This is a genomic window from Phycisphaeraceae bacterium, assembly GCA_019636675.1.
Lineage (GTDB): Bacteria > Planctomycetota > Phycisphaerae > Phycisphaerales > UBA1924 > JAHBXC01.
This window is the reverse complement of the sequence record JAHBXC010000001.1, coordinates 483,366-502,418: the sequence shown is the minus strand read 5'-3', so window position 1 is coordinate 502,418 and position 19,053 is coordinate 483,366. Positions and strand designations below refer to the sequence as shown.

Below are 19,053 nucleotides of genomic sequence, written 5' to 3'. Positions count from 1 at the left end.
CCGGGATGGGTCGAACTTGGATCTCGCCAAGGGGCGCCTTTCGTCGTCGGCGCGTGCATCGCGCCGGGCGGTTCATTCATATGATCGGGCGATGCCCGAAGTCGTTTCGACGAAAGTGCTCGTCCGAGGCCCCAAGTTCGATTATGTCGAGGCCGAGGTCCGGCGTGCCGGGACGCCGGGACGGGTCGCGGGCGATGGGGGGTCGCATCGACGCGTCTTCATCCGGCACCCGGGGGCGGTGGTGATCGTCCCGCTGCTGGGGGACGGACGCGTCGTGCTGATCCGGAACTTCCGCGCTTCGGTGGGGGCGGTCATCGCCGAGCTGTGCGCCGGCACGCTCGAGCCGGGCGAGGACCCGGCCCTGACGGCCCGCCGCGAGCTGATCGAGGAGACCGGCTACAACGCCGGGACCATGACGCGCCTCGGGTCGTACCTGACCAGCCCGGGCCTGTCCGACGAGATGATGCACGCCTATCTCGCGACGGGGCTGTCCCATGTCGGGCAGCGCCTCGAGGAGGACGAGGACATCGAGGTCGAGCCGGTGACCATCGACGAGGCGTTCGCGATGATCGACGACGGGCGTTTGAACGACGCGAAGTCGATGCTCGCCCTGCTCCTCGCGCGACGGAAGGGGCTGCTGTGATGCACCCCGCCGGGAGAGAGCGCTTCGACGGCGGGCGCGACCGCTTCCGCGCGATGCTCTCGCGCGTCTTCGGCGACGCCGAGAACCCGCTCCAGTGGGCGTTCACGCTGGGGCGCGTCGCCGGGATCCGCGTGCGCATCCATGTCATCTTCGTGATCTACGCCGTCGCGCAGCTCCTCTTCGCGACGATCGCGAAGGACAGCATCGGGCTGCCTTTCACGGCGATCACGATCTCGCTCCTGTTCGTGATCGTGCTGCTCCACGAGTTCGGGCACTGCTTCGCGTGTCGCTGGGTCGGGGGCGAGGCGGACGACATCCTGATGTGGCCCCTTGGCGGGCTGGCGAGCGTGATGCCCCCCGACACCCCGAAGGGACACTTCGTCACGACGGCCGGGGGGCCGGCGGTGAATGTGCTGTTGCTGCCGTTCCTCGTCGGCGCGATGTTCGCGACCGGGATCGGCGATCGCGTGCTCTTCAACCCGCTCGACCTGGGGCTGGCGCTGGGCGGGCTGTCCTGGGGGGAGACGGTCCTGTTCCTCGCCCACGCGGTGAACCTGTTCATCCTCGTTTTCAATGTCGTGGTCCCGATGTTCCCCCTCGACGGCGGGCGCCTGCTCCACGCCGGGCTCTGGGCGAGGATGGACAAGCGCCAGGCGACGGAGATCGTCCTGACGGTCGGGCTCGTGTGCGCCGTGGGTCTGGGCATCTTCGGGCTGGTGGCGAACGAGACGCTGCTGCTGGGCATCGCGATCTTCGGCGGGCTGACCTGCTATCTGGAGCGGCGCACCCTGCGCGCGGCCGACGAGATCGCGTCGCCCTGGGCCGCGTCGGCGCAGTGGCGCGAGGAGGACGACCGCCCGCGCGTCCGGGGCCCCTCGAAGAAGGAGCTCAAGCGCCGCGCCGAGGAGTCGCAGGAACAGGAGGAGCTCGACCGAGTGCTCGCGAAGATCGCCGCGAGCGGCATGGACAGTCTGACGCGCGCCGAGCGGAAGACGCTCGACCGGGCCACCAAAAAGCGTCGGGAGGGCTAACATCGCCCCGCGCCGGTCCCGAACAAGGGGCGGCGTTCACGCCGGAGCCCCCGCTTCGCCGACGAAACTGCACGCATGGGTATCCACGACCGCGACTACATCCGGGTGAAACGACGCACCTACGACGACGGGCGCGTCTCTCCCATGGGCTGGACCTTCACCACGTGGCTGATCGTGGTGAATGTCGCGATCTTCTTCGTGGACGGGCTGCTGCTGCGAGGGGCCCTGGCCCGCTTCGGCAACTTCAACACCGCCGCCGCCTTCTTCATGCAGACGCCGACCGGCCAGACGGTCTTCGGGCTGGAGTTCTGGCGGTTCATCACGTTCCAGTTCCTCCACGCGAACATGCTGCACCTGGGGTTCAACATGCTCGCGCTGTGGATCTTCGGCCCGCTGGTCGAGAGCCGCATGGGGTTCCGGCGCTACGCGGCGTTCTATCTGGTCTGCGGCATTTTCGGGGCGATCGCGTATCTCGTGCTGAACCTGCTCGGCTCGATGACCACGCTGGGGATACCCGGGCTGCTCTTCAACGATCCGCGCACGCCGCTGATCGGCGCGTCGGCCGGCGTGTTCGGCGTGCTGATGGCCGCGGCGTTCTATCGGCCGGACGAGCGGATCGTGCTGCTGTTCCCGCCGATCCCGCTGAAGATCCGCACCTTCGCGTACATCTATGTCGGCATCGCGGCGCTGGGCCTGCTGATGGGCTCGCAGAACGCCGGCGGCGAGGCCGCGCACATCGGCGGGGCGATCGCCGGGTATTTCTTTGTCCGCAACTCGCACCTTCTGCACGACTTCTTCGATGTTTTCGGGAAGAGCCCGCCCCCGCCTGATTCGCCCAAGGGCCGGCGCGCCGCGGAGAAGCGTGAGCGGCTGAAGTCCCGAGCCGGCGCGCCGTCCGACGCCGAGATCGATCGCATCCTCGCGAAGGTCGCGACGCAGGGCCTGCAGAGTCTGAGCGACGCGGAGAAGAAGGCGCTGGAGCGCGCGTCGCAGAGCAAACGTCGCGGATGAGCGCGCTGTCCTTTGACATCTCGGCGCGATGCCGCTCGACGCACGCGCGCGTCGGTCGGGTGACGACGCCCCACGGCTCGTTCGACACGCCGGCCTTCATGCCGGTGGGCACGAAGGGGACCGTGAAGGGCATCCTTCCTCATCTGGTGGCGCAGACCGGCGCGCAGATCATCCTGGGGAATACCTACCACCTCCTGCTGCGCCCCGGGCCGGACCTGGTGGCGCGCCGGGGCGGTCTGCACCCGTTCATCGGGTGGCCCGGGCCGATCCTCACCGACTCGGGTGGCTACCAGGCGTACTCGATGTCCGACATCGTGAAGCTCGACGACGACGCGGTGACCTTCAAGTCCATCGTCGACGGGTCGATGATCGCGCTCTCGCCCGAGCGCGCGATGGAGGTGCAGAACGCCCTGGGCGCCGACATCATCATGGCGCTCGACGACTGCCCGCCCAGCGTCGACCCCAGCACCTTCAACCAGACCCGCCAGCGCCTGACCGCCCAGCAGGCGACCTCGCGCAAGCGGAAGATCGACCACGCGTCCCGTCTCGACGAGGCCAACGAGCGGACCGTCCGGTGGCTCGAGCGCTGCAAGGCGTCGCACGCCAGACCGCATGACCAGGCCCTCTTCGGGATCGTGCAGGGCGGGACAGACCTGGAGCGCCGGTCGTGGTCCGCGGAGCGCGTCTGCCAGGTCGATCTGCCCGGTTACGCGATTGGGGGCGTCGCGGTGGGGGAGGGCTTCGGGCAGATCGTGCGCGTGGTGGAGCACACCGCGCCGCTGCTGCCGGACCCCAAGCCCCGGTATCTGATGGGCGTGGGGTACGAGCGCGACCTGGTGGCGGCGGTCAGGGCCGGGGTGGACATGTTCGACTGCGTGCTCCCGACGCGCAACGGCCGGAACGCCAACGCGTTTACCCCGACCGGCCAGGTCCGCCTGCGCAACGCCCGGTTCGCGGAGGACGATCGCCCGATCGACGAGACCTGCGACTGCCTTGCCTGCCGCCCGGGCCTTCACGGCTGGGAGACCGTCGAGGGCCGGGCCTTCAGCCGCGCCTATATTCGCCACCTGTTCATGGCGGAGGAGATGCTGGGACCGATCCTGGTGAGTCTGCACAACCTCCGGCACTTCCAGCGGCTGATGTTGGACATTCGCCGCGTGATCCGCGAAGATGACTGGTCCGGCCTCGCCCGGCGCTGGCCCGTGGCGTTCCACGGGGGCGACGAAGGCGAGCCAGACGACAACCCCGCACCCTGACCCCGCGCCGACCGGGCGTGTCTCGCCGGGCGACCATCGTTCGTGTCGCCCTCCCGAACACTCCCCCGAGACCCCGTCTCGACCCCGACCGACGCACGAGGCGATCCAACGCGTATGAACCTGAACTTCCCCACGCTCTCGCTCGACATGCTCTCCGGCGCGATCCTCGCGCAGACCGCCGAGGCGGCGCCCCCGGTCGCCGGTCGTCCTTCCGGCGAGAGCGCCCCGCTCGTCCAGCCCGGCACAGCGGCCCAGCCCGGCCAGGCCCCTCCCCCCGGCGGGTTCGGCGGCAGCGGCATCTTCCTGTTCATGTTCGCGTTCCTCGCGCTCATGATCGTCATGCAGATCTTCAGCGGGCGCAAGCAGAAGAAGCAGCGCGAGCAGCTGCTCAACTCCATCGCGCGCCACGATCGCGTCCAGACGGTCGGCGGCATCATCGGCACCGTCGCCGAGGTCCGCGACGACGAGATCGTCCTCAAGGTCGACGAAGCGACCAACACCAAGCTGCGCGTCGCGCGCTCCGCGATCTCCGCGGTGCTCAAGAAGTCCGCGGCAGACGGGCTCGCCCCGGGCGGCCCGGCGTCGTCCCAGCGTCCCGAATCCGTCGGCGTCTGACCCGAACGCTCATCCCGATCGCTCTCCCACGCCTTCCTGGGCGTCGCGCTTCCTTCTCGAAAGACCCTCTTCATGCGCAAGGCAATGCAACTCGGCGCCGTTCTCGTGGCGCTGGTGCTCATCTCGATCTGGTCGATCATCCCGCCCGCTGAGAAGCTCCGTCGGGGCAAGGACCTCGCGGGCGGCGTGTCGCTCGTCTACGCCGTCAACATCGAGGGGGACGAGAACCCGCGCGACGTGCTCGGGCGCACCATCGAGGTCCTCAAGCAGCGCGTCGACCCGAACGGGCAGTTCGACATCACCATGATCTCGCAGGGCGACAACCGCATCGAGGTCTCGATGCCCCTCGCCTCGCAGACGGTCACGGTCCTGCGCCGTGAGATCGACGCGAAGCTCGCGGCGCTCCAGACGGTCAGCATCGACGCCGGCGCCCTCGAGCGCACGATCCGCATGCAGGGCTCGGAGCGCGACGGAGCGCTGGTCTCGCTCGCCGCGGGCTCGGAGGACCGTCTGTCGCTCCTGCGCCGGGCCGCGAGCGCGTACGACGAGGCCCGCGCCGCGCGCGCCGCGTTCACCGAGGCGCAGAGCGTGAACGCGCCCGAGGACGTGCTCGACGACCTGGTGGGCGCCGCCGCCGCCGCCGAGATCCAGTACGAGCGTGTCCGCGCCCAGGCACTCCGGGCCGCGATCTCTCCCGAAGAGGTCCGACGCGCCCTCGACCTTCCCAATCAGGACCGGTCCATCGCCGACCAGGCCAGCGGCGAGCGGGTGACTATCGAGTCCCCTCGCAAGCGCGCCCTGCAGCGTCTGCGCGAGCAGCACCCCGACCTGGCGACCGAGCTCAACGAGATCGTCTCGCTCTTTGAGACCTACGAGGCCCAGCGCCGCGGGTACGACGACCCCTCCGACCTGATGCGCGTCCTCCAGGGCGCCGGCGTGCTCACCTTCCGCATCGCGGTCCAGCCGGGCGAGATGGCCAACGAGGCCGAGCTCCGCCAGCAGCTGCGCGAGCGCGGCGCGCGCAACGTGCAGTCGACCGAGGCGCGCTGGTACTCGATCGACGACATCGAGTCGTGGTACGACGACATCCAGGGCCTGCGCGCCCTGCAGGCAGCGCCCGCCGAGTACTTCGCGACGAGGTACCGCCTCGTCGTCGAGGAACGCGACGGCATCTACTACATCCTCCTCTACGACCGCTCGGGGCTGCGCCTGACGCCGGCCGAGGGGTCGTGGCGCGTCGACAGCGCCAGCGCCGGCGTCGACCGTCTCGGGCGACCGGCGATCGACTTCCGCATGAACCCCACAGGCGCGACGCTGATGGGGCGCATGACCGGCGACAACATCGGCCGCCAGATGGCGGTTCTCCTCGATGACCGCGTCTACACCGCCCCCACGCTCATCAACGCGATCCAGGGACAGGGCCAGATCTCGGGTCGCTTCAGCAACGCCGAGCTGAACTACATCATCCGCACGCTCGCCGCCGGCTCGCTCGCGGCCAAGCTCAGCGAGCAGCCCATCAGCGTCACCGTCCTGGCCCCCCAGCTCGGCGCCGACAACCTCCAGAAGGGCCTGGTCGCCGGCGTGTTCGCGCTGATCGTCATCAGCGCGTTCATGATCGTGTACTACATGACATCCGGCATGATCGCGGTCGTCGCCCTGGCGTGCAACGCGATCCTGCTGCTGGGCGCCATGTCGCTCTCTCGCGCCGCGTTCACCATGCCCGGCATCGCCGGCGTCATCCTCACCTTCGGCATCGCGGTCGACGCGAACGTGATCATCTACGAGCGCATCCGCGAAGAGATCATGTCCGGGGGCCAGAAGGTCAAGGCCGCGGTCCGCATCGGCTATTCGAAGGGCCTCTCGGCGATCGTCGACGGCAACGTGACCAACCTGATCGTGTGTCTGGTGCTCGGCTCCGTGGGCACTCCCGAGATCCGCGGCTTCGCGATCACCCTGGGCATCGGCGTTGTCACCACGCTCATCTCGGGCCTGCTGATCACCCGCGTCATCTACACCGTCCTCCTCGAGGGCGGGATCATGAAGCGACTCCCGATGCTCCCGTCGGTCGTCCCCTCGCTGCACCGCCTGCTCGAGCCCAACATCGACTGGATCGGCAAGCGGTTCATCTTCTACGTCACCTCGGGCGTCCTGCTCGTCGGTAGTTTCGCGGTCATGGCGATCCAGGGCGCGGACATGTTCGACAACGAGTTCCGCGGCGGCACGGCCGTCACGCTCGAACTCACCGAGGGCAAAACCCTCACCCGCCAGGATGTCGAGACCCGCCTGCGCGAACGCGCCTCGCGCGAACCCAGCGGCAGCGACGTGAACCGTCTGCTCACGGCGCAGGTCATCGCGATCAACCCGATGGCGGACAACGTCACGTCCCGGACCTTCAAGATCAAGACAGTCGTCACCAACCGCGAGGCGGTCGAGGGCGCCGTCCTCGAGTCGTTCAGCGACGTCCTCGACGCGCGCCCGCCGCTGCAGTTCGGCGCCGTCGTTGTTCGCCCCATCCTGCAGGGCGCTCTGGGCGAGAACATCGATCGCCCAGAGATCCGCGACAACGTCGACTCGTTCATCGGCGGCGTGGCTGTCGTCGTTTCCGACATCCAGCCTCCCGTCTCCCTCGAGGAGCTGGAGGCCCGCCTCGCCGCGACCCGGACCCGCGCCGATCATTCCGGCACGCTCGGACGCCCGCACTTCATGGTGATCCTCGACGGGACGCCGCAGGCGGTCCGCGCCGTCGCGATGCTCGCGACCGACGAGGGCGTGAGTTACTTCGACGATCAGAGCCGCTGGCGCACGACGCTCGCCGCGAGCGAGGAAGCGGTCCTGCGGGACGCCCTCGAGCGTGCGAGCAGTCTCGCCGGCATCGAGGCGTTCAGCCCGGCGATCGCGCGCACCTTCGCGGCCCAGGCCATCGTCGCGATCGCGCTGTCCCTCATGGGCATCCTGATTTATGTCTGGGTCCGATTCGGCTCGCTGCGCTACAGCGTCGCGGCCACCGTCCCCCAGCTCCACGACTCGCTCATCGTGATCGGCATGGTCGCCGGCGCCGAGATCCTCTACGACAAGGCCCCGGGCGTGGCGGCGATGTTCCTGATCGAGCCCTTCCGCATCGACCTTGCGATGGTCGCGGCGGTGCTGACCATCATCGGCTACTCGCTCAACGACACGATCGTGACCATGGACCGCATCCGCGAGAACAAGGGACGCCTGCCCTACGCGACGCGAGACATCATCAACCTCTCGGTCAACCAGACCTTCAGCCGCACGATCATCACCTCGGGCACCACGCTCTTCGCGGCGTTCTCGCTCTACGCCTTCGGCGGGCAGGGCACCCGAGGGTTCGCCTTCGCGATCCTCGTGGGCGTGCTCGTGGGCACCTATTCCTCGGTCGCGATCGCGACCCCGATCGTCTGGCAGAAGAAGCCCCGCAAGCCGATCCAGAGCGGGCAGCAGGGACTCGCGTCGACCGGCGCGATGGCCACCACCCCCGCCTGAGCACTCCGCCGGACTGGACCGGAGGGCGCGAGGGGCCGATGATGCCCTGAGATGTCCCTCTCGAGCGAGTCATCCCGGAGGCCGCCCTCGGCGCGCAGGATCATGGCCGGCGGCGGCGTGCTTGCGCTCGTCTGGATAGGCGTCTACTGGGCCACGCCCCCTGCGCCCAGCGTCCCCGCCGGGCCCGGGATCGTTTTCGCCGACGACCGCCCGGCGCGAACGACCGAGGGACCCGTGAGCGAGCCCGTCGCGCAGGCCCCGCCCCCGCAGGTCGCCGCGCCGCGCCAGGCAGAGCAGCCCACCACGCCCAGCGCGCCGGCTGTCATCCCCCCGGCGTTCCGCGAGCACACCGTCCGCGCGAACGAGACGATGGAAACCATCGCGAGGACGCAGCTGGGCGACGCGGCGCTGTGGACCGCTGTCGCGAGCGCGAACCCGCGGGTCGACCCGCTCAAACTGCGGGTCGGTCAGACGATCCGCATCCCGATCGACCCGACCAACATTCAGGGCAGACCCAACCCCCAGGTCGTGCAGACGCCCCCGACGAAGCCGCGCGAGCCGGAACCCGCTGCACGGATCGAGTATGTCGTGCGCCGTGGCGACACGCTGGGCGCGATCGCGCGGACCTATTACAACTCGTCGGCGCGCTGGCAGCTCATCCTCGACGCGAACCGCGACAAGATCGGCAAGCCCGAGGACATCCGCCCCGGGATGACGCTGGTCATCCCGCCCGCGCCGCCGTCGCCCTGACGATCATTCAGTTCGCGCTGAGCGCCTCGCTGGCGCGCCGACGCTTCGCCGGGATCTCGACCACGGGGGGCTCGCCGGGCTCGACGGGGTCGTTCGCGACGGGCTCTCCACCCGACACGTTCGCCCTGATCGAGCCGTTCGACCCGACGTCCTCGAAGCGGACCTGCACGCGCTTGGACACGCCGCGCTCCTGCATCGTGACGCCGAAGAGCTGGTCGGCGTGGCGCATCGTGCGCTTGTTGTGCGTGATGACGATGAAGTGGGAGAGGTCGAGGAACTGGCGCAGCACCGCGTTGAAGCGCTCGACATTGGCCTCGTCGAGGGCCGCGTCCACTTCGTCCAGCACGCAGAAGGGCGAGGGCTTGGTCTCGAAGATCGACATGAGCAGCGCGACGGCGGTCATGGTCTTCTCGCCGCCCGAGAGCTGCGCGAGCGTGCGGGGCTCCTTGCCCGGGGGCTTGGCCAGCACCTCGACGCCGCTCTCGAGCCAGTCGATCTCGCCGGTCTCCTCGTCGGGGATGAGCTTCAGTTCGGCGCGACCGCCGCCGAAGATCTTGCGGAACATCCCGTTCGGCCCGCCGAAGCTGGCCTGGATCGCCTCGAAGGTCTCTCGGAAGCGGTCGCGGCTGACATTGGCCAGTTCCTCGATAAGCGCCGTGAGCTGGGCGCGGGCGGCGTCGAGATCCGCGAGCTGCTGCGCGAGGTCCTCGTTGCGCGTCTCCAGCTCGCTTTCCTCGTCGATCGCGCCGAGGTTCACGTTGCCCAGCTTCTTGATCTCGCTCTGGAGCGAACGGATCTCGGCGACGCGTTCGTCCTCGTCGATCTCTTCGCGCGACGACTCCTCCTGCGTCCACAGCGGGAGCGTGGCGGCCAGGTCGAGCGACAGGTCCTCAAGCGTGCGCTGCTCGAGCGTCTCGAGCCGGACCTCGACCTCGCGCTTGGAGAGTTCGACCGCGTTCCAGTCGCGCTCGATGTGCTGCGCGTGCTCGCGTGCGAGCAGGACCCGCTCGCCGCGCTCGTGGGCGGCGCGTGACGACTCGTCCAGGCGCGAGACCGCCTCGCTGAACAGCGAAGACGCCTCGGCGAGCTCGCCCTGCGCGACGACGATCGCCTGGGCGCACTCGTGGATGGCGTTCTCGTGCTCGACGATCCTCGCCTCGCGATGGGCGAGCGTGCGGTCGATGCGCTCGATGGACGACGCGGCCTCTTCGATCGCCAACTCGACGGCGCGGAGCTCGCGCCGGGCGCTGGCGATCTTCTCAGCGGCGCCGCCGTGCGCGATCCGGGCGCGGGTGAGCCGGTCGTTGGCTTCGTCGAGGGCGGCGCGCTCCTGCGCGAGCGAGTCTCGCAGCGACTGGACCGCCTGCTGCTCGTCCTGAAGAAGGCCGGTGAGCTTCTCGGCTCGCTCGAGTGCCGCGCCTCGATCTCCTTCGAGCTTCGCGACGCGTGCCTGCGTCGACTCGAGGTCGTCGCGAAGCGAGGCGCTCTGTCGCTGCGAGCGGGTGATCTCGGCGCGGAGCCGCTCGATGGTGGCGTCGTGCGAGGCGAGGGATCGCCGGGCCTCGCTCGCGGCGCGACGGGTCTCGGCGCGTGACGCGTCGAGCTCGTCGCTCTGGGCGTGGAGCGAGTGCAGGCGGGCTCGCAGGCGCTCCGCGTCGGCGCGAAGGTCAACGAGGGACCGCTCGAGGGCCTCGAGTTCGGCGCGGCGCTGGAGCAGGCCCTGGCCGGACTCGCCCGAGCCGGGCGCACCGACGATGACGCGTCCGTCGGGTTCGAGGACCTCGCCGGTCGAGGTCACGAAGCGGGCTCGCGCTTCGCGCAGCGGGCCGGCGGCGAGCAGCATCGCCGCGTCGAGGTCGGTCGCGACGTACGAGCCGTCGAGCAGCGCGTCGAGGGCCTGGGCGACGCGTTCGTCGCTGGTGATCAGGTCTCGCACGCGCGCCAGGCGGTCCGTCGGGATCGCGTCGAGCCCGTTGGCGGCGTGGGCCGGTTCCTGCGCGTCGCGGAGCAGGGGCAGCAGGGTGACGCGCCCCGGCGCGTCGCGGAGCGCGGGAGAATCAGCGACATCGCGCAGCGAGGTCACCACGATCGCCTGCAGCGCCGAGCCGAGCGCCGCTTCGACCGCCGCGGCGTCGCGCTGCTCGACGCGGATCATCTCGGCGAGCGGGCCGATCACGCACGCGAAGCCGTCCTCGTGGCGTTCGGCGCGTGAGAGGACCTCGCGAGGCGCGTCGCCCAGGCCGGCGCGCGAGTCGATCATCTCCTGCAGCGTGGCGCGACGCCCGTCGAGGCGAGCGATCTCGCGCTCGCGCTCCGCGAATTCTTCGGCGAGGGCGCGCTGGTCGCCGGCGACGCACGCGGCGCGCTCGTCGAGTTCGGACAGTCGCGACTCGGCGTCGGCCGCGGCCCGGCGCGCCTCGGCGGCCTGCGCCTCGTGCTCGCGCATCGATTGCTCGGACTGCTCGTGCGCCGCGTCGATCTCGTCGAGGGACGCGCGGGCCCGTCTGGCCTGCTCGCCCAGGGTCTCGATGCGCCGGCGCTCGGCCTCGGCCTCGTTGGCGAGCGCGTCGCGCTGGCGGGCGATCTCCCGGGCGGACTGCTCGCGCGCGCTGAGGGCCGCCTGTCGCTCGCCCAGCGCGCGCTGGGCGGTCTCGCGCGCGTCGGCCGCCTCTCGCACGGAACGCTCGGCGTCGGCCGCCACGCCCTCGAGCTCGGCGATCCGCGCCGTGTGCGCGTCGCGATCGGCGGTGAGGCGCTCGGTCCGCTCTCGCAGGGCGGCGCCCTGCGCTTTCTCGTCTTCGAGTTGCTGGCGCGACTCGGCGAGCGTGCGCTCGGTCATCGCGCGGCGCTGCTCGGCCGACTGCATCGCGTGCTGGGCGCTGGCGCGACGGCGCTCGGCGTCCTGTCGCGCCTGAAGGGCTGCGTGGCGCTCGAGCTCGGCCTGCTGCTTGTCGGCTTCCGCCGCTTCCAGCACGCCGGTCGCCTCGTTGCGCTCTCGCTCCAGCCCGGTGATGCGCGAGGTCAGCCCCGAGAGGCGGTCCTTCAGCTCGCGGTATTGGTGCAGCGCGAGGCCCGTGCGCAACGCTCGCAGTTTCTCGTCGAGTTCCTTGAACAGGCGCGCTTTCGCGGCCTGCCCCTTCACGATGCGAAGGCGACGGTCGGTCGATTCGAGCTGCTCGCGCACGCGCACGAGGTTGGTCTCGGCCCGGTCGAGTTTGCGCTCGGCCTCGACCCGCCGCACGCGGAATTTCGCAACACCCGCGGCCTCTTCGAAGAACACGCGCCGATCGACCGCGTTGGCGAGCAGCATCGCGTCGACCTTGCCCTGCTCGATGATCGAGTAGGCGTCGGCGCCGATGCCGGTGTCGAGGAACAGGTCGCGGATGTCCTTCAGACGCGCCTTTCGACCGTTGATCAGGTACTCGCTCGTCCCGTCGCGATGCAGGCGACGCTCCACGTCGACCGTCTCGGCGTCGATCGGGAGCGCGCGGTTCCGACGCCCTCGCATCAGGGGCGAGCGCTCATCGGGGGCTGCGGGGTCGACGGGCTCGTCGGACGCAGGGTCGGCGACCGGCTCGGCGCTGGCGGGGTCGATCGCGCGCTCGAGGACGGGGTTGTCGAAGGTCAGGGTGACGCTGGCGAGCCCGCCCGGCTTGCGCCCGGCGGATCCGGCGAAGATCACATCGCCCATGGACGAGCCGCGAAGACTCTTGGCGGAGCGTTCCCCGAGCACCCACTTAATGGCGTCGACGACGTTGGACTTGCCGCAGCCGTTGGGCCCGACGATGCCCGTGATGGGGGCGTCGAAGGAAAACTCCGTCCGGTCGGCGAACGACTTGAACCCGGTGAGGGTGAGTTTGGCGAGTCGCATGCGGCCTGGGTGACCTCCGTGTCGTTCCGGCCTGGGGGCGGGGGCGCCCTTCAAGGGGTGCGTGCCGGGCTCCGCCCGGCGATCAGGTGCGACAGTATGACCTGCCGGCACGCAGTCTTCAACCTCGACGCACGGGACAAGGTTCGGCAGGAACCCCCGGGGAGGGTGAATACTCCGCCCGGCGAGGGTTACTGGGGCTTCTTGGGATCGCGCGGCGCGATGGGCACGACGAATCCTCGCTTGGCCGGCTCGGTCGTCGCGGGGGCGTCGGTCGGCTGCGCAGGGGTCGTCGGTTCGTCGGCCAGCGTTCGCGCCGGTGCGCCGGGCTCTTCGAGAGGCGCCTCTTCGCCCGCGAGTTCCGGGCGGTCATCGCCCAGCTCGGTCTGGACCATGGCGATCAACTCGGCCTGGAGCCGGTCCTGCTCGGCGACGAAGTCCGCCCTGATGGCGCGGGTGCGCTCGGTGAGCTCGTAGAGCGTGCCGACCACTTCGGAATAGGTCATCGCGAGGCCGGGCGAGGGCGATTCCGGCGTGGGCTTGTGCGCGAGGAACTCGATGAGTTTGGCGACGTTGCTGTCGGCCTCGCTCTGCACCGGCACCGAGGTGTTCCGCCAGCCCTGGTAGCGGACGCGCAGCGGGCCGCCGGGGTCGTCGCCCACCACCATCAGTCGATCGTCCCACGCGTACACCAGCGACGGGCGGCTCACTTCGAGGCTCTCCCCGAACACCACGATGCGAGGCACGCCCTGCTGGCTGATGTAGATCATCGGCTTGTTCGATCGCACCACGTCGAGCCGGAACTCACCGGGCGAGTTCGGCGTGCTGTAGAGGGTGCGCTCGACGCCCATCTCCTTCGAGACCACGACCCACGGGTCGCGCCGGGCCGCCAGGGCCTCGTACGCGGCGATGCGGATCGTGAGGTCGTCCGAGTCGACGAGCTCTCGCAGCGCGAGGTTCAGGCGAGGGTTCGGGGGCATCTTCGCGAGCTGCTCGATCGCGAGCAGGCGCAGCCCGGGCTCGCCCTGCATCGCGATCTCCTTCAGATGGGGAGCCACCAGGGCGTCGCCCAGACTGGCCCCGGCGCGCAGCGCCGAAAGACGCGGCTTGGGCTCGGGGTAGGTGTACAGCGCGCGGATCTGGGGGATCACGCTCGGCCCCAGCGCCTGGAGGCACCAGCTGATCGACTCGGCCAGCCCCGGCTCCTCGCGCATCGCGCGCACGTAGCGAGACGCCCACTCGTTCGGGAACGCGCGGTCGATCCTCGTATGGATCAGGAGCTGGATGAACTCGTCGGGCGTGTCCTTGAAGCGGGCGGGGATCGTCAGCGCGACCGCCTCGTCGTTGCGACCACGGGCCGTGTCGAGACGGTCCTGCGCAGAGCGCGGGAAGGCGTCGTTGATCGCGTTCACGATCGCACGCGCGCGGCTGTGCGAGGGCGTGTCGAGCGTCAGCAGCAGGTCGAACGGCTCGGTCACCGTCGCGCCGCCCAGGATGCGCCCCGTCGTGCGGTTGATCGACTGCTCGTCGGCCTTGGCCGGGTCGGCGAAGGGGTTGATGAACACCGCGCCGCGCGCCGTCGCGATCGAGCGCACCTCGGGGCCACCCGGCACGAACAGCCCTGGCGTCAGGTCGGTGGTCATCAGACGCCCGCCCTCGAGACTCGTCGTCGCCGAGCCAGGGAGCGCCGTCACCAGAACGTCAAAGGTCGCGTCCTTCGGGGCGCCCGGGGACATCCTCGCCTGCACCAGCACGATCGAGGTGTTCCGGTCGTCGATCACGGCGCGCGGGGAAACCTCGCCCAGCGGACCGCCCCCTCGCCCGACGCCCTTGAGCGCGAGCTGACGCTCAAGCCACGCCCGGATCGGTGGGGGGGCGTCGCCCGAGCCCGTCCCGTTCAGCCCGACCACGATGCCGTAGCCCGTGATCAGGATCGGCTCGGCCCCGGCGATGCGGCACTCGGCGCCGATCGTCCCGCGCAGGATCGAGGGCGTCTCGCGGGCCGGCGCCGCGATCGGCGCCTCGGCGCGCGGTCGCGGCTTGGGTTTCGAGGAGGAACACCCGCTCATCGCGCCAACGCACAACGACGCCGCCGCGGCGGCGCTGAGCACGGTTCTCGGGGACAACGCCCTCGCTGGCAGTCGGATCGTCATCGTCAGTCGGCCCTCGTGGCTACTTCCGCACCCGTCATCGCCATGGTTGCGTCGATCATCTCGCCGATGCCAACAAACACCTCGTAGGGGGTCGCATCGCCGTACATGTACGCCGCCGCCGTCGCCACTTTCGCGCCCTTGTCCACGCAGGCCTCGCCCACAGGGGTCGCGACGTGCCTGCCGCCCACGGCGTCGATCGCGTCGGCGGCGCCGCCCGGCTCGCCCACGGTCACCTTCACGCCCTTGCCCAGCGCCTTGGCCACCATCGGGGGGGCGATGCAGCACGCGGCGACCGGCTTGTCGGCCTGGTGGAACTCCTTGATCGCCCGCTCGACCTCCGGGTGCATGTGGAATTTGTCGCCCTTGGTCGCGAAGTCCGAGAGGTTCTTGGCCGCCCCGAAGCCCCCGGGGATGACCAGCGCGTCGTAGTCCTTGGCCTTCAGCGCGTCGATCGGGGACATCCGGTCCTTGCCGCGCGAGATCCGGGCCGACTCGTGCAGGATGTTCCGCTGCTCGCCCGAGGGCTTGCCGGTGTAGTGGTCCATGACCTGCGGCACGGGCTGGTCGGGCGCGAAGCAGTGCCAGTCGGCCCCGTGGCGGGTCAGGTGGATCAGGACGCTGACGGACTCGTGGATCTCCGAGCCGTCGAACACGCCGCAGCCGGAGAGGATGATGGCGACTTTGGGCATAGCGGATCACCTCGCGGTTGGTGTGCGGGAAGCCAGCCGAATCCTAGGGGGGAGCGGGCTCGCGCGCCGGCGGCGTCCTTTCCCGTCGCGCGCCGGATATCGGGCGTTCGAACGGAACGGGCTTGACGGACCATCATTCAACATATATTGTGAATGAATGGTCGCCCTCGACGAACGCCTCGATCGGACGCTTGCCGCTCTCGCCCATCCGACGCGGCGGGCAATTCTGCACCGGCTGATGGAGGGGGAGGCGCGGGTCACCGACCTGGCCGAGCCGTTCGACCTGTCGCTGAACGCGGTCTCGCGCCACATCCGCACGCTGGAGGAGGCCGACCTCGTGCGGCGTCGTCGCGTGTGGCGAGAGCACCTCGTGTCGTACAACCCGGCGCCGCTCGACGAAGCGGCGCAGTGGATAGAGCGTCAGCGCGCGATGTGGGGCCGAAGTCTCGACGCCCTCGAGCGTGTGCTGCTCGAAGAGGACGAGGCCGCACCCAAACCCTCGGCCCCCGGCGCCAAATCACCATCCAAGGCAAGGAAAGAGAGAAAACCATGAGCAAGCGCGGCGAGTTCGTATCTCCAGACACCATCCGTTTCGAGCGGACCCTCCCCGGACCCATCGAGCGCGTGTGGGAGTATCTCACCGATTCTGAGAAGCGAGGGAAGTGGCTCGCGTCGGGGCCGATGGACCTGCGCGTCGGCGGGGCGGTCGAGATGGTGTTCAACAACACCGGGCTGTCGCCGCGGCGCGAAGCGCCGCCCGAGAAGTACAAAGACTGCGGAAGCGCGGGGCCGATGCGAGGGCGCATCACGCGGATCGAGCCGCCGCGGTTGCTCGCGTACACCTGGGGCGAGTCGTGGGGCGACCACTCCGAGGTGACCTTCGAGTTGTCCCCGAAGGGCGATGAAGTGTTGCTGACGCTCACGCACACGCGCCTGCAGGGTCGCGATCTGAAGATCAGCGTCGCGGCGGGGTGGGACACGCACACCTCGATCCTGCTCGACATCCTTCGCGGCGAGGAGGCGCGCCCGTTCTGGTCGACGCACACGCGCCTGGAAGCCGAGTACGAGGCCCGCGTGCCGCACGAGGAACGCGCGGCACGCTGACGATCGACAGGGCTTTCATCCATCCCGCTGAGCGGGGCGGGGCGTATCGGAGAAGGTTCAGACGCGGCCCTTGACATATTCCCATAAAGGAATATATTTGAGGCATGCCCCCATCAGCCATGACGCTCGATGTGTTCGTCGCGATCGCCGAGCCCCGCCGGCGAGAGATCCTCGACATCCTCGCTCGCGCAGGCGAGCAGACCGTCGGTGCGCTCGTCGACGCGCTGCGCATGCCGCAGCCCTCGGTGTCGAAGCACCTGGCGGTGCTGCGCGAGGTGGGGGTGGTCACGGTGCAGAAACTCGGGCGGAGTCGGGTGTACCGGCTGAACGCCGCAGAGCTGAAGCCCGTGTACGCGTGGGCGAAGGAGTACGAGCGGTTCTGGGAGAGCCAGGCCTCTCGCATCAAGGAAACCGCTGAGCGGGAAGCGAGGGCCGCCGCGAAGCGCCACAGGTGAACGCACACCGGAAAGAGAGGGTCGAATGGTCGCGCAGATCGACAACGAGAAGGTGCACACGATCCATGTCGTCAAGGAGGTGGAGATCGACGCGCCGATCGATATCACCTTCCAGGCGGTGCTTCACGAGATGGGTCCCGGCGGCGAGATGCCCGACGGCAAGCCGTTCCCCATGAAGATCGAGGCGTGGCCCGGCGGGCGCTGGTACCGCGATCTGGGCAACGACGCGGGCCACCTGTGGGGCCATGTGCAGGTCATCAAGCCCCCGAAACTCATCGAGATCAGCGGGCCGATGTTCATGTCCTACCCGGCGGTCTCGCATGTGCAGTACCGTCTGGTCGAAGAGGGCGAGTCCACCCGGCTCACCATCACGCACCGCGCGATGGGGCTCATCCCCAGTGATCACCGCGAGGGCGTGCACGAGGGCTGGGATCACGCGGTGAAGACCATCCGAAAGATCGCCGAGTCGATGCGCACCGGCGCGTCGCGCTGAAACCCAGGGACAGACCACCAACGCAAGGAAAGGGAGAACTCACCATGGAAATGACGATCGTCGAACAGCACCACTGGCTGCGCAAGTTTCTGGGCGAGTGGGAGTACGAGTCTGAATGCACGATGGAGCCCGGCGGCCCCACCATGAAGTTCAGCGGAAGGGAGCGCGTCCGCGCCGTCGGCGACCTCTGGATCGTCGGCGAGAGCACCGGCACGCTGCCCGACGGCGTGACCGAGGCCACCATGATCCTGACCCTCGGCTACGACACGCGCACCAGCCGGTTCGTGGGCACCTGGTTCGGCTCGATGTGCGACTACCTCTGGATCTACGACGGCCACCTCGACGCGTCCAAGCGCGTGCTCACCCTCGAGACCGAGGGCTACATGCCCACCAACCCCACCAAGAAGTCGAAGTTCAAGGACATCACCGAGTTCAAGAGCGACGACCACCGCGTCTTCACCGCCGTCATGCAGGACGACGACGGGAAGTGGAATCAGCTGATGACCTCGCACTACCGGCGCGTGAAGTAAGCGTTGGTCGCCACGGCATCCCTTTGACCCAGGGCCTGCTCGCTCACCCACGAAGGAACGCGAGCAGGTCCTTGTTCAGTTGATCCTTGTGCGTGTCGGCCAGGCCGTGGGGCGCGCCGGGGTACACCTTCAGGGTCGCGCCCTTGATGAGCTTCGCCGACTTGTGCGCCGACGCGCCGATGGGAACGATCTGGTCGTCGTCCCCGTGCAGCACGAGCGTGGGGATGTCGAACTTCTTGAGGTCCTGCGTGAAGTCGGTCTCGGAGAACGCCTTAATGCAGTCGTAGGCGTTCTTGTGCCCGGCCATCATGCCCTGCATCCAGAACGAGTCGATCATCCCCTGCGAGGGCTTCGCCCCGGGCCGGTTGAAACCGAAGAACGGCCCGCTCGCGAGGTCCTTGTAGAGCTGCGACCGGTCCTTCACCGAGCCCGCGCGGATGCCGTCGAAGACATCAAGGGGCAGGCCGTCGGGGTTCGCGGGCGTCTTCACCATGATCGGCGGCACCGCGCTGATGAGCGCCGCCTTCGCGACGCGGCGCGTGCCGTGGCGCCCGATGTACCGGGCGACCTCGCCGCCCCCGGTCGAGAAGCCGATCAGCGTGGCGTCGCGCAGGTCGAGGGTCTCGATGAGCATCGCGAGGTCGTCGGCGTAGGTGTCCATCTCGTTGCCGTGCCAGGGCTGGCTGGAGCGCCCGTGCCCTCGCCGGTCGTGCGCGATGCAGCGATAGCCCTGCGACGCGAGGAAGAGCATCTGCGATTCCCAACTGTCCGAGCAGAGCGGCCAGCCGTGGCTGAACACGACGGCGGGCGCGTCGTCGTTGGGCGACCAGTCTTTGTAATAGATGTCGGTCCCATCTCGCGTGATGATCGTCGGCATGGATCGCTCCGTTCAGCGTGCGTGCGCGCGGCGGCCATCGCTGCCGACAACAACGCTAGGCAACCGCTGTGGTT

16 protein-coding genes are annotated in these 19,053 nt (G+C 69.3%); 12 read left to right on the top strand and 4 right to left on the bottom strand.

Annotated elements, in window-relative coordinates; genetic code table 11:
- The first annotated feature begins 91 nt into the window (after positions 1-91).
- The 7 genes from KF684_02125 to KF684_02095 all read left to right on the top strand — a co-directional run bounded on the left by KF684_02125 (position 92) and on the right by KF684_02095 (position 8,810).
- Positions 92-643, top strand: coding sequence for an NUDIX hydrolase (locus tag KF684_02125; GenBank protein ID MBX3351705.1), 552 nt, complete (start codon positions 92-94; stop codon positions 641-643).
- A complete protein-coding gene (locus KF684_02120) occupies positions 643-1,674 on the top strand; it encodes a hypothetical protein (GenBank protein ID MBX3351704.1) in 1,032 nt (343 codons plus the stop codon). Before KF684_02125 ends, KF684_02120 begins: the two co-directional genes overlap by 1 nt.
- Before the next feature lie 75 nt (positions 1,675-1,749).
- Complete coding sequence (locus tag KF684_02115) at positions 1,750-2,685, top strand: rhomboid family intramembrane serine protease (GenBank protein MBX3351703.1); 936 nt, start codon at positions 1,750-1,752, stop codon at positions 2,683-2,685.
- Positions 2,682-3,941, top strand: a complete 1,260-nt coding sequence (locus tag KF684_02110) for a queuine tRNA-ribosyltransferase (GenBank protein MBX3351702.1) — start codon at positions 2,682-2,684, stop codon at positions 3,939-3,941. The genes KF684_02115 and KF684_02110 overlap by 4 nt, the downstream gene beginning before the upstream one ends.
- A gap of 114 nt (positions 3,942-4,055) precedes the next feature.
- Positions 4,056-4,556, top strand: coding sequence for a preprotein translocase subunit YajC (gene yajC, locus KF684_02105; GenBank protein MBX3351701.1), 501 nt, complete (start codon positions 4,056-4,058; stop codon positions 4,554-4,556).
- 72 nt (positions 4,557-4,628) lie between these two features.
- Entirely contained in the window at positions 4,629-8,060 is a 3,432-nt protein-coding gene (gene secD / locus KF684_02100; GenBank protein MBX3351700.1) for a protein translocase subunit SecD, read from the top strand.
- 51 nt (positions 8,061-8,111) lie between these two features.
- On the top strand, positions 8,112-8,810 hold the full coding sequence (locus KF684_02095; GenBank protein ID MBX3351699.1) for a LysM peptidoglycan-binding domain-containing protein: 699 nt from the start codon (positions 8,112-8,114) through the stop codon (positions 8,808-8,810).
- 7 nt (positions 8,811-8,817) lie between these two features.
- On the opposite strand, the gene smc is transcribed toward KF684_02095, so the two are convergent.
- The 3 genes from smc to elbB form a co-directional block, all read right to left on the bottom strand.
- Entirely contained in the window at positions 8,818-12,681 is a 3,864-nt protein-coding gene (smc, locus tag KF684_02090; protein MBX3351698.1) for a chromosome segregation protein SMC, read from the bottom strand.
- A 188-nt stretch (positions 12,682-12,869) separates the two neighbouring features.
- The gene (locus KF684_02085) at positions 12,870-14,831 is read right to left on the bottom strand and encodes a flagellar basal body P-ring protein FlgI (protein MBX3351697.1); all 1,962 of its coding nucleotides are present in this window, start codon (positions 14,829-14,831) and stop codon (positions 12,870-12,872) included.
- A gap of 2 nt (positions 14,832-14,833) precedes the next feature.
- Positions 14,834-15,520: an isoprenoid biosynthesis glyoxalase ElbB gene (gene elbB, locus KF684_02080; GenBank protein ID MBX3351696.1), complete on the bottom strand. Its 687-nt coding sequence runs from the start codon at positions 15,518-15,520 to the stop codon at positions 14,834-14,836.
- Between the two features lie 157 nt (positions 15,521-15,677).
- Here elbB and KF684_02075 point away from each other — a divergent pair, with 157 nt between their 5' ends.
- The 5 genes from KF684_02075 to KF684_02055 all read left to right on the top strand — a co-directional run bounded on the left by KF684_02075 (position 15,678) and on the right by KF684_02055 (position 18,102).
- Positions 15,678-16,073: a winged helix-turn-helix transcriptional regulator gene (locus KF684_02075; GenBank protein MBX3351695.1), complete on the top strand. Its 396-nt coding sequence runs from the start codon at positions 15,678-15,680 to the stop codon at positions 16,071-16,073.
- Positions 16,070-16,624: an SRPBCC family protein gene (locus KF684_02070; protein ID MBX3351694.1), complete on the top strand. Its 555-nt coding sequence runs from the start codon at positions 16,070-16,072 to the stop codon at positions 16,622-16,624. Before KF684_02075 ends, KF684_02070 begins: the two co-directional genes overlap by 4 nt.
- Before the next feature lie 104 nt (positions 16,625-16,728).
- On the top strand, positions 16,729-17,079 hold the full coding sequence (locus KF684_02065; protein MBX3351693.1) for a helix-turn-helix transcriptional regulator: 351 nt from the start codon (positions 16,729-16,731) through the stop codon (positions 17,077-17,079).
- Between the two features lie 25 nt (positions 17,080-17,104).
- Positions 17,105-17,572 carry an SRPBCC domain-containing protein gene (locus KF684_02060; protein ID MBX3351692.1) on the top strand — a complete coding sequence of 156 codons (468 nt, stop codon included), beginning with the start codon at positions 17,105-17,107 and terminating at the stop codon, positions 17,570-17,572.
- A 44-nt stretch (positions 17,573-17,616) separates the two neighbouring features.
- Positions 17,617-18,102 carry a DUF1579 domain-containing protein gene (locus KF684_02055; GenBank protein ID MBX3351691.1) on the top strand — a complete coding sequence of 162 codons (486 nt, stop codon included), beginning with the start codon at positions 17,617-17,619 and terminating at the stop codon, positions 18,100-18,102.
- A 43-nt stretch (positions 18,103-18,145) separates the two neighbouring features.
- Here KF684_02055 and KF684_02050 read toward each other — a convergent pair whose 3' ends face one another.
- Entirely contained in the window at positions 18,146-18,979 is an 834-nt protein-coding gene (locus KF684_02050; GenBank protein ID MBX3351690.1) for an alpha/beta hydrolase, read from the bottom strand.
- Positions 18,980-19,053: the final 74 nt, after the last annotated feature.

Coding starts and splice junctions, on each gene's coding strand:
- KF684_02095 (MBX3351699.1), top strand. CDS start 8,112: ATGTCCCTCTCGAGCGAGTCATCCCGGAGGCCGCCCTCGGCGCGCAGG.
- yajC (MBX3351701.1), top strand. CDS start 4,056: ATGAACCTGAACTTCCCCACGCTCTCGCTCGACATGCTCTCCGGCGCG.
- KF684_02125 (MBX3351705.1), top strand. CDS start 92: ATGCCCGAAGTCGTTTCGACGAAAGTGCTCGTCCGAGGCCCCAAGTTC.
- smc (MBX3351698.1), bottom strand. CDS start 12,681: ATGCGACTCGCCAAACTCACCCTCACCGGGTTCAAGTCGTTCGCCGAC.
- KF684_02065 (MBX3351693.1), top strand. CDS start 16,729: ATGCCCCCATCAGCCATGACGCTCGATGTGTTCGTCGCGATCGCCGAG.
- elbB (MBX3351696.1), bottom strand. CDS start 15,520: ATGCCCAAAGTCGCCATCATCCTCTCCGGCTGCGGCGTGTTCGACGGC.
- KF684_02085 (MBX3351697.1), bottom strand. CDS start 14,831: ATGACGATCCGACTGCCAGCGAGGGCGTTGTCCCCGAGAACCGTGCTC.
- KF684_02055 (MBX3351691.1), top strand. CDS start 17,617: ATGGAAATGACGATCGTCGAACAGCACCACTGGCTGCGCAAGTTTCTG.
- KF684_02120 (MBX3351704.1), top strand. CDS start 643: ATGCACCCCGCCGGGAGAGAGCGCTTCGACGGCGGGCGCGACCGCTTC.
- KF684_02060 (MBX3351692.1), top strand. CDS start 17,105: ATGGTCGCGCAGATCGACAACGAGAAGGTGCACACGATCCATGTCGTC.
- KF684_02115 (MBX3351703.1), top strand. CDS start 1,750: ATGGGTATCCACGACCGCGACTACATCCGGGTGAAACGACGCACCTAC.
- KF684_02070 (MBX3351694.1), top strand. CDS start 16,070: ATGAGCAAGCGCGGCGAGTTCGTATCTCCAGACACCATCCGTTTCGAG.
- KF684_02075 (MBX3351695.1), top strand. CDS start 15,678: ATGGTCGCCCTCGACGAACGCCTCGATCGGACGCTTGCCGCTCTCGCC.
- KF684_02050 (MBX3351690.1), bottom strand. CDS start 18,979: ATGCCGACGATCATCACGCGAGATGGGACCGACATCTATTACAAAGAC.
- KF684_02110 (MBX3351702.1), top strand. CDS start 2,682: ATGAGCGCGCTGTCCTTTGACATCTCGGCGCGATGCCGCTCGACGCAC.
- secD (MBX3351700.1), top strand. CDS start 4,629: ATGCGCAAGGCAATGCAACTCGGCGCCGTTCTCGTGGCGCTGGTGCTC.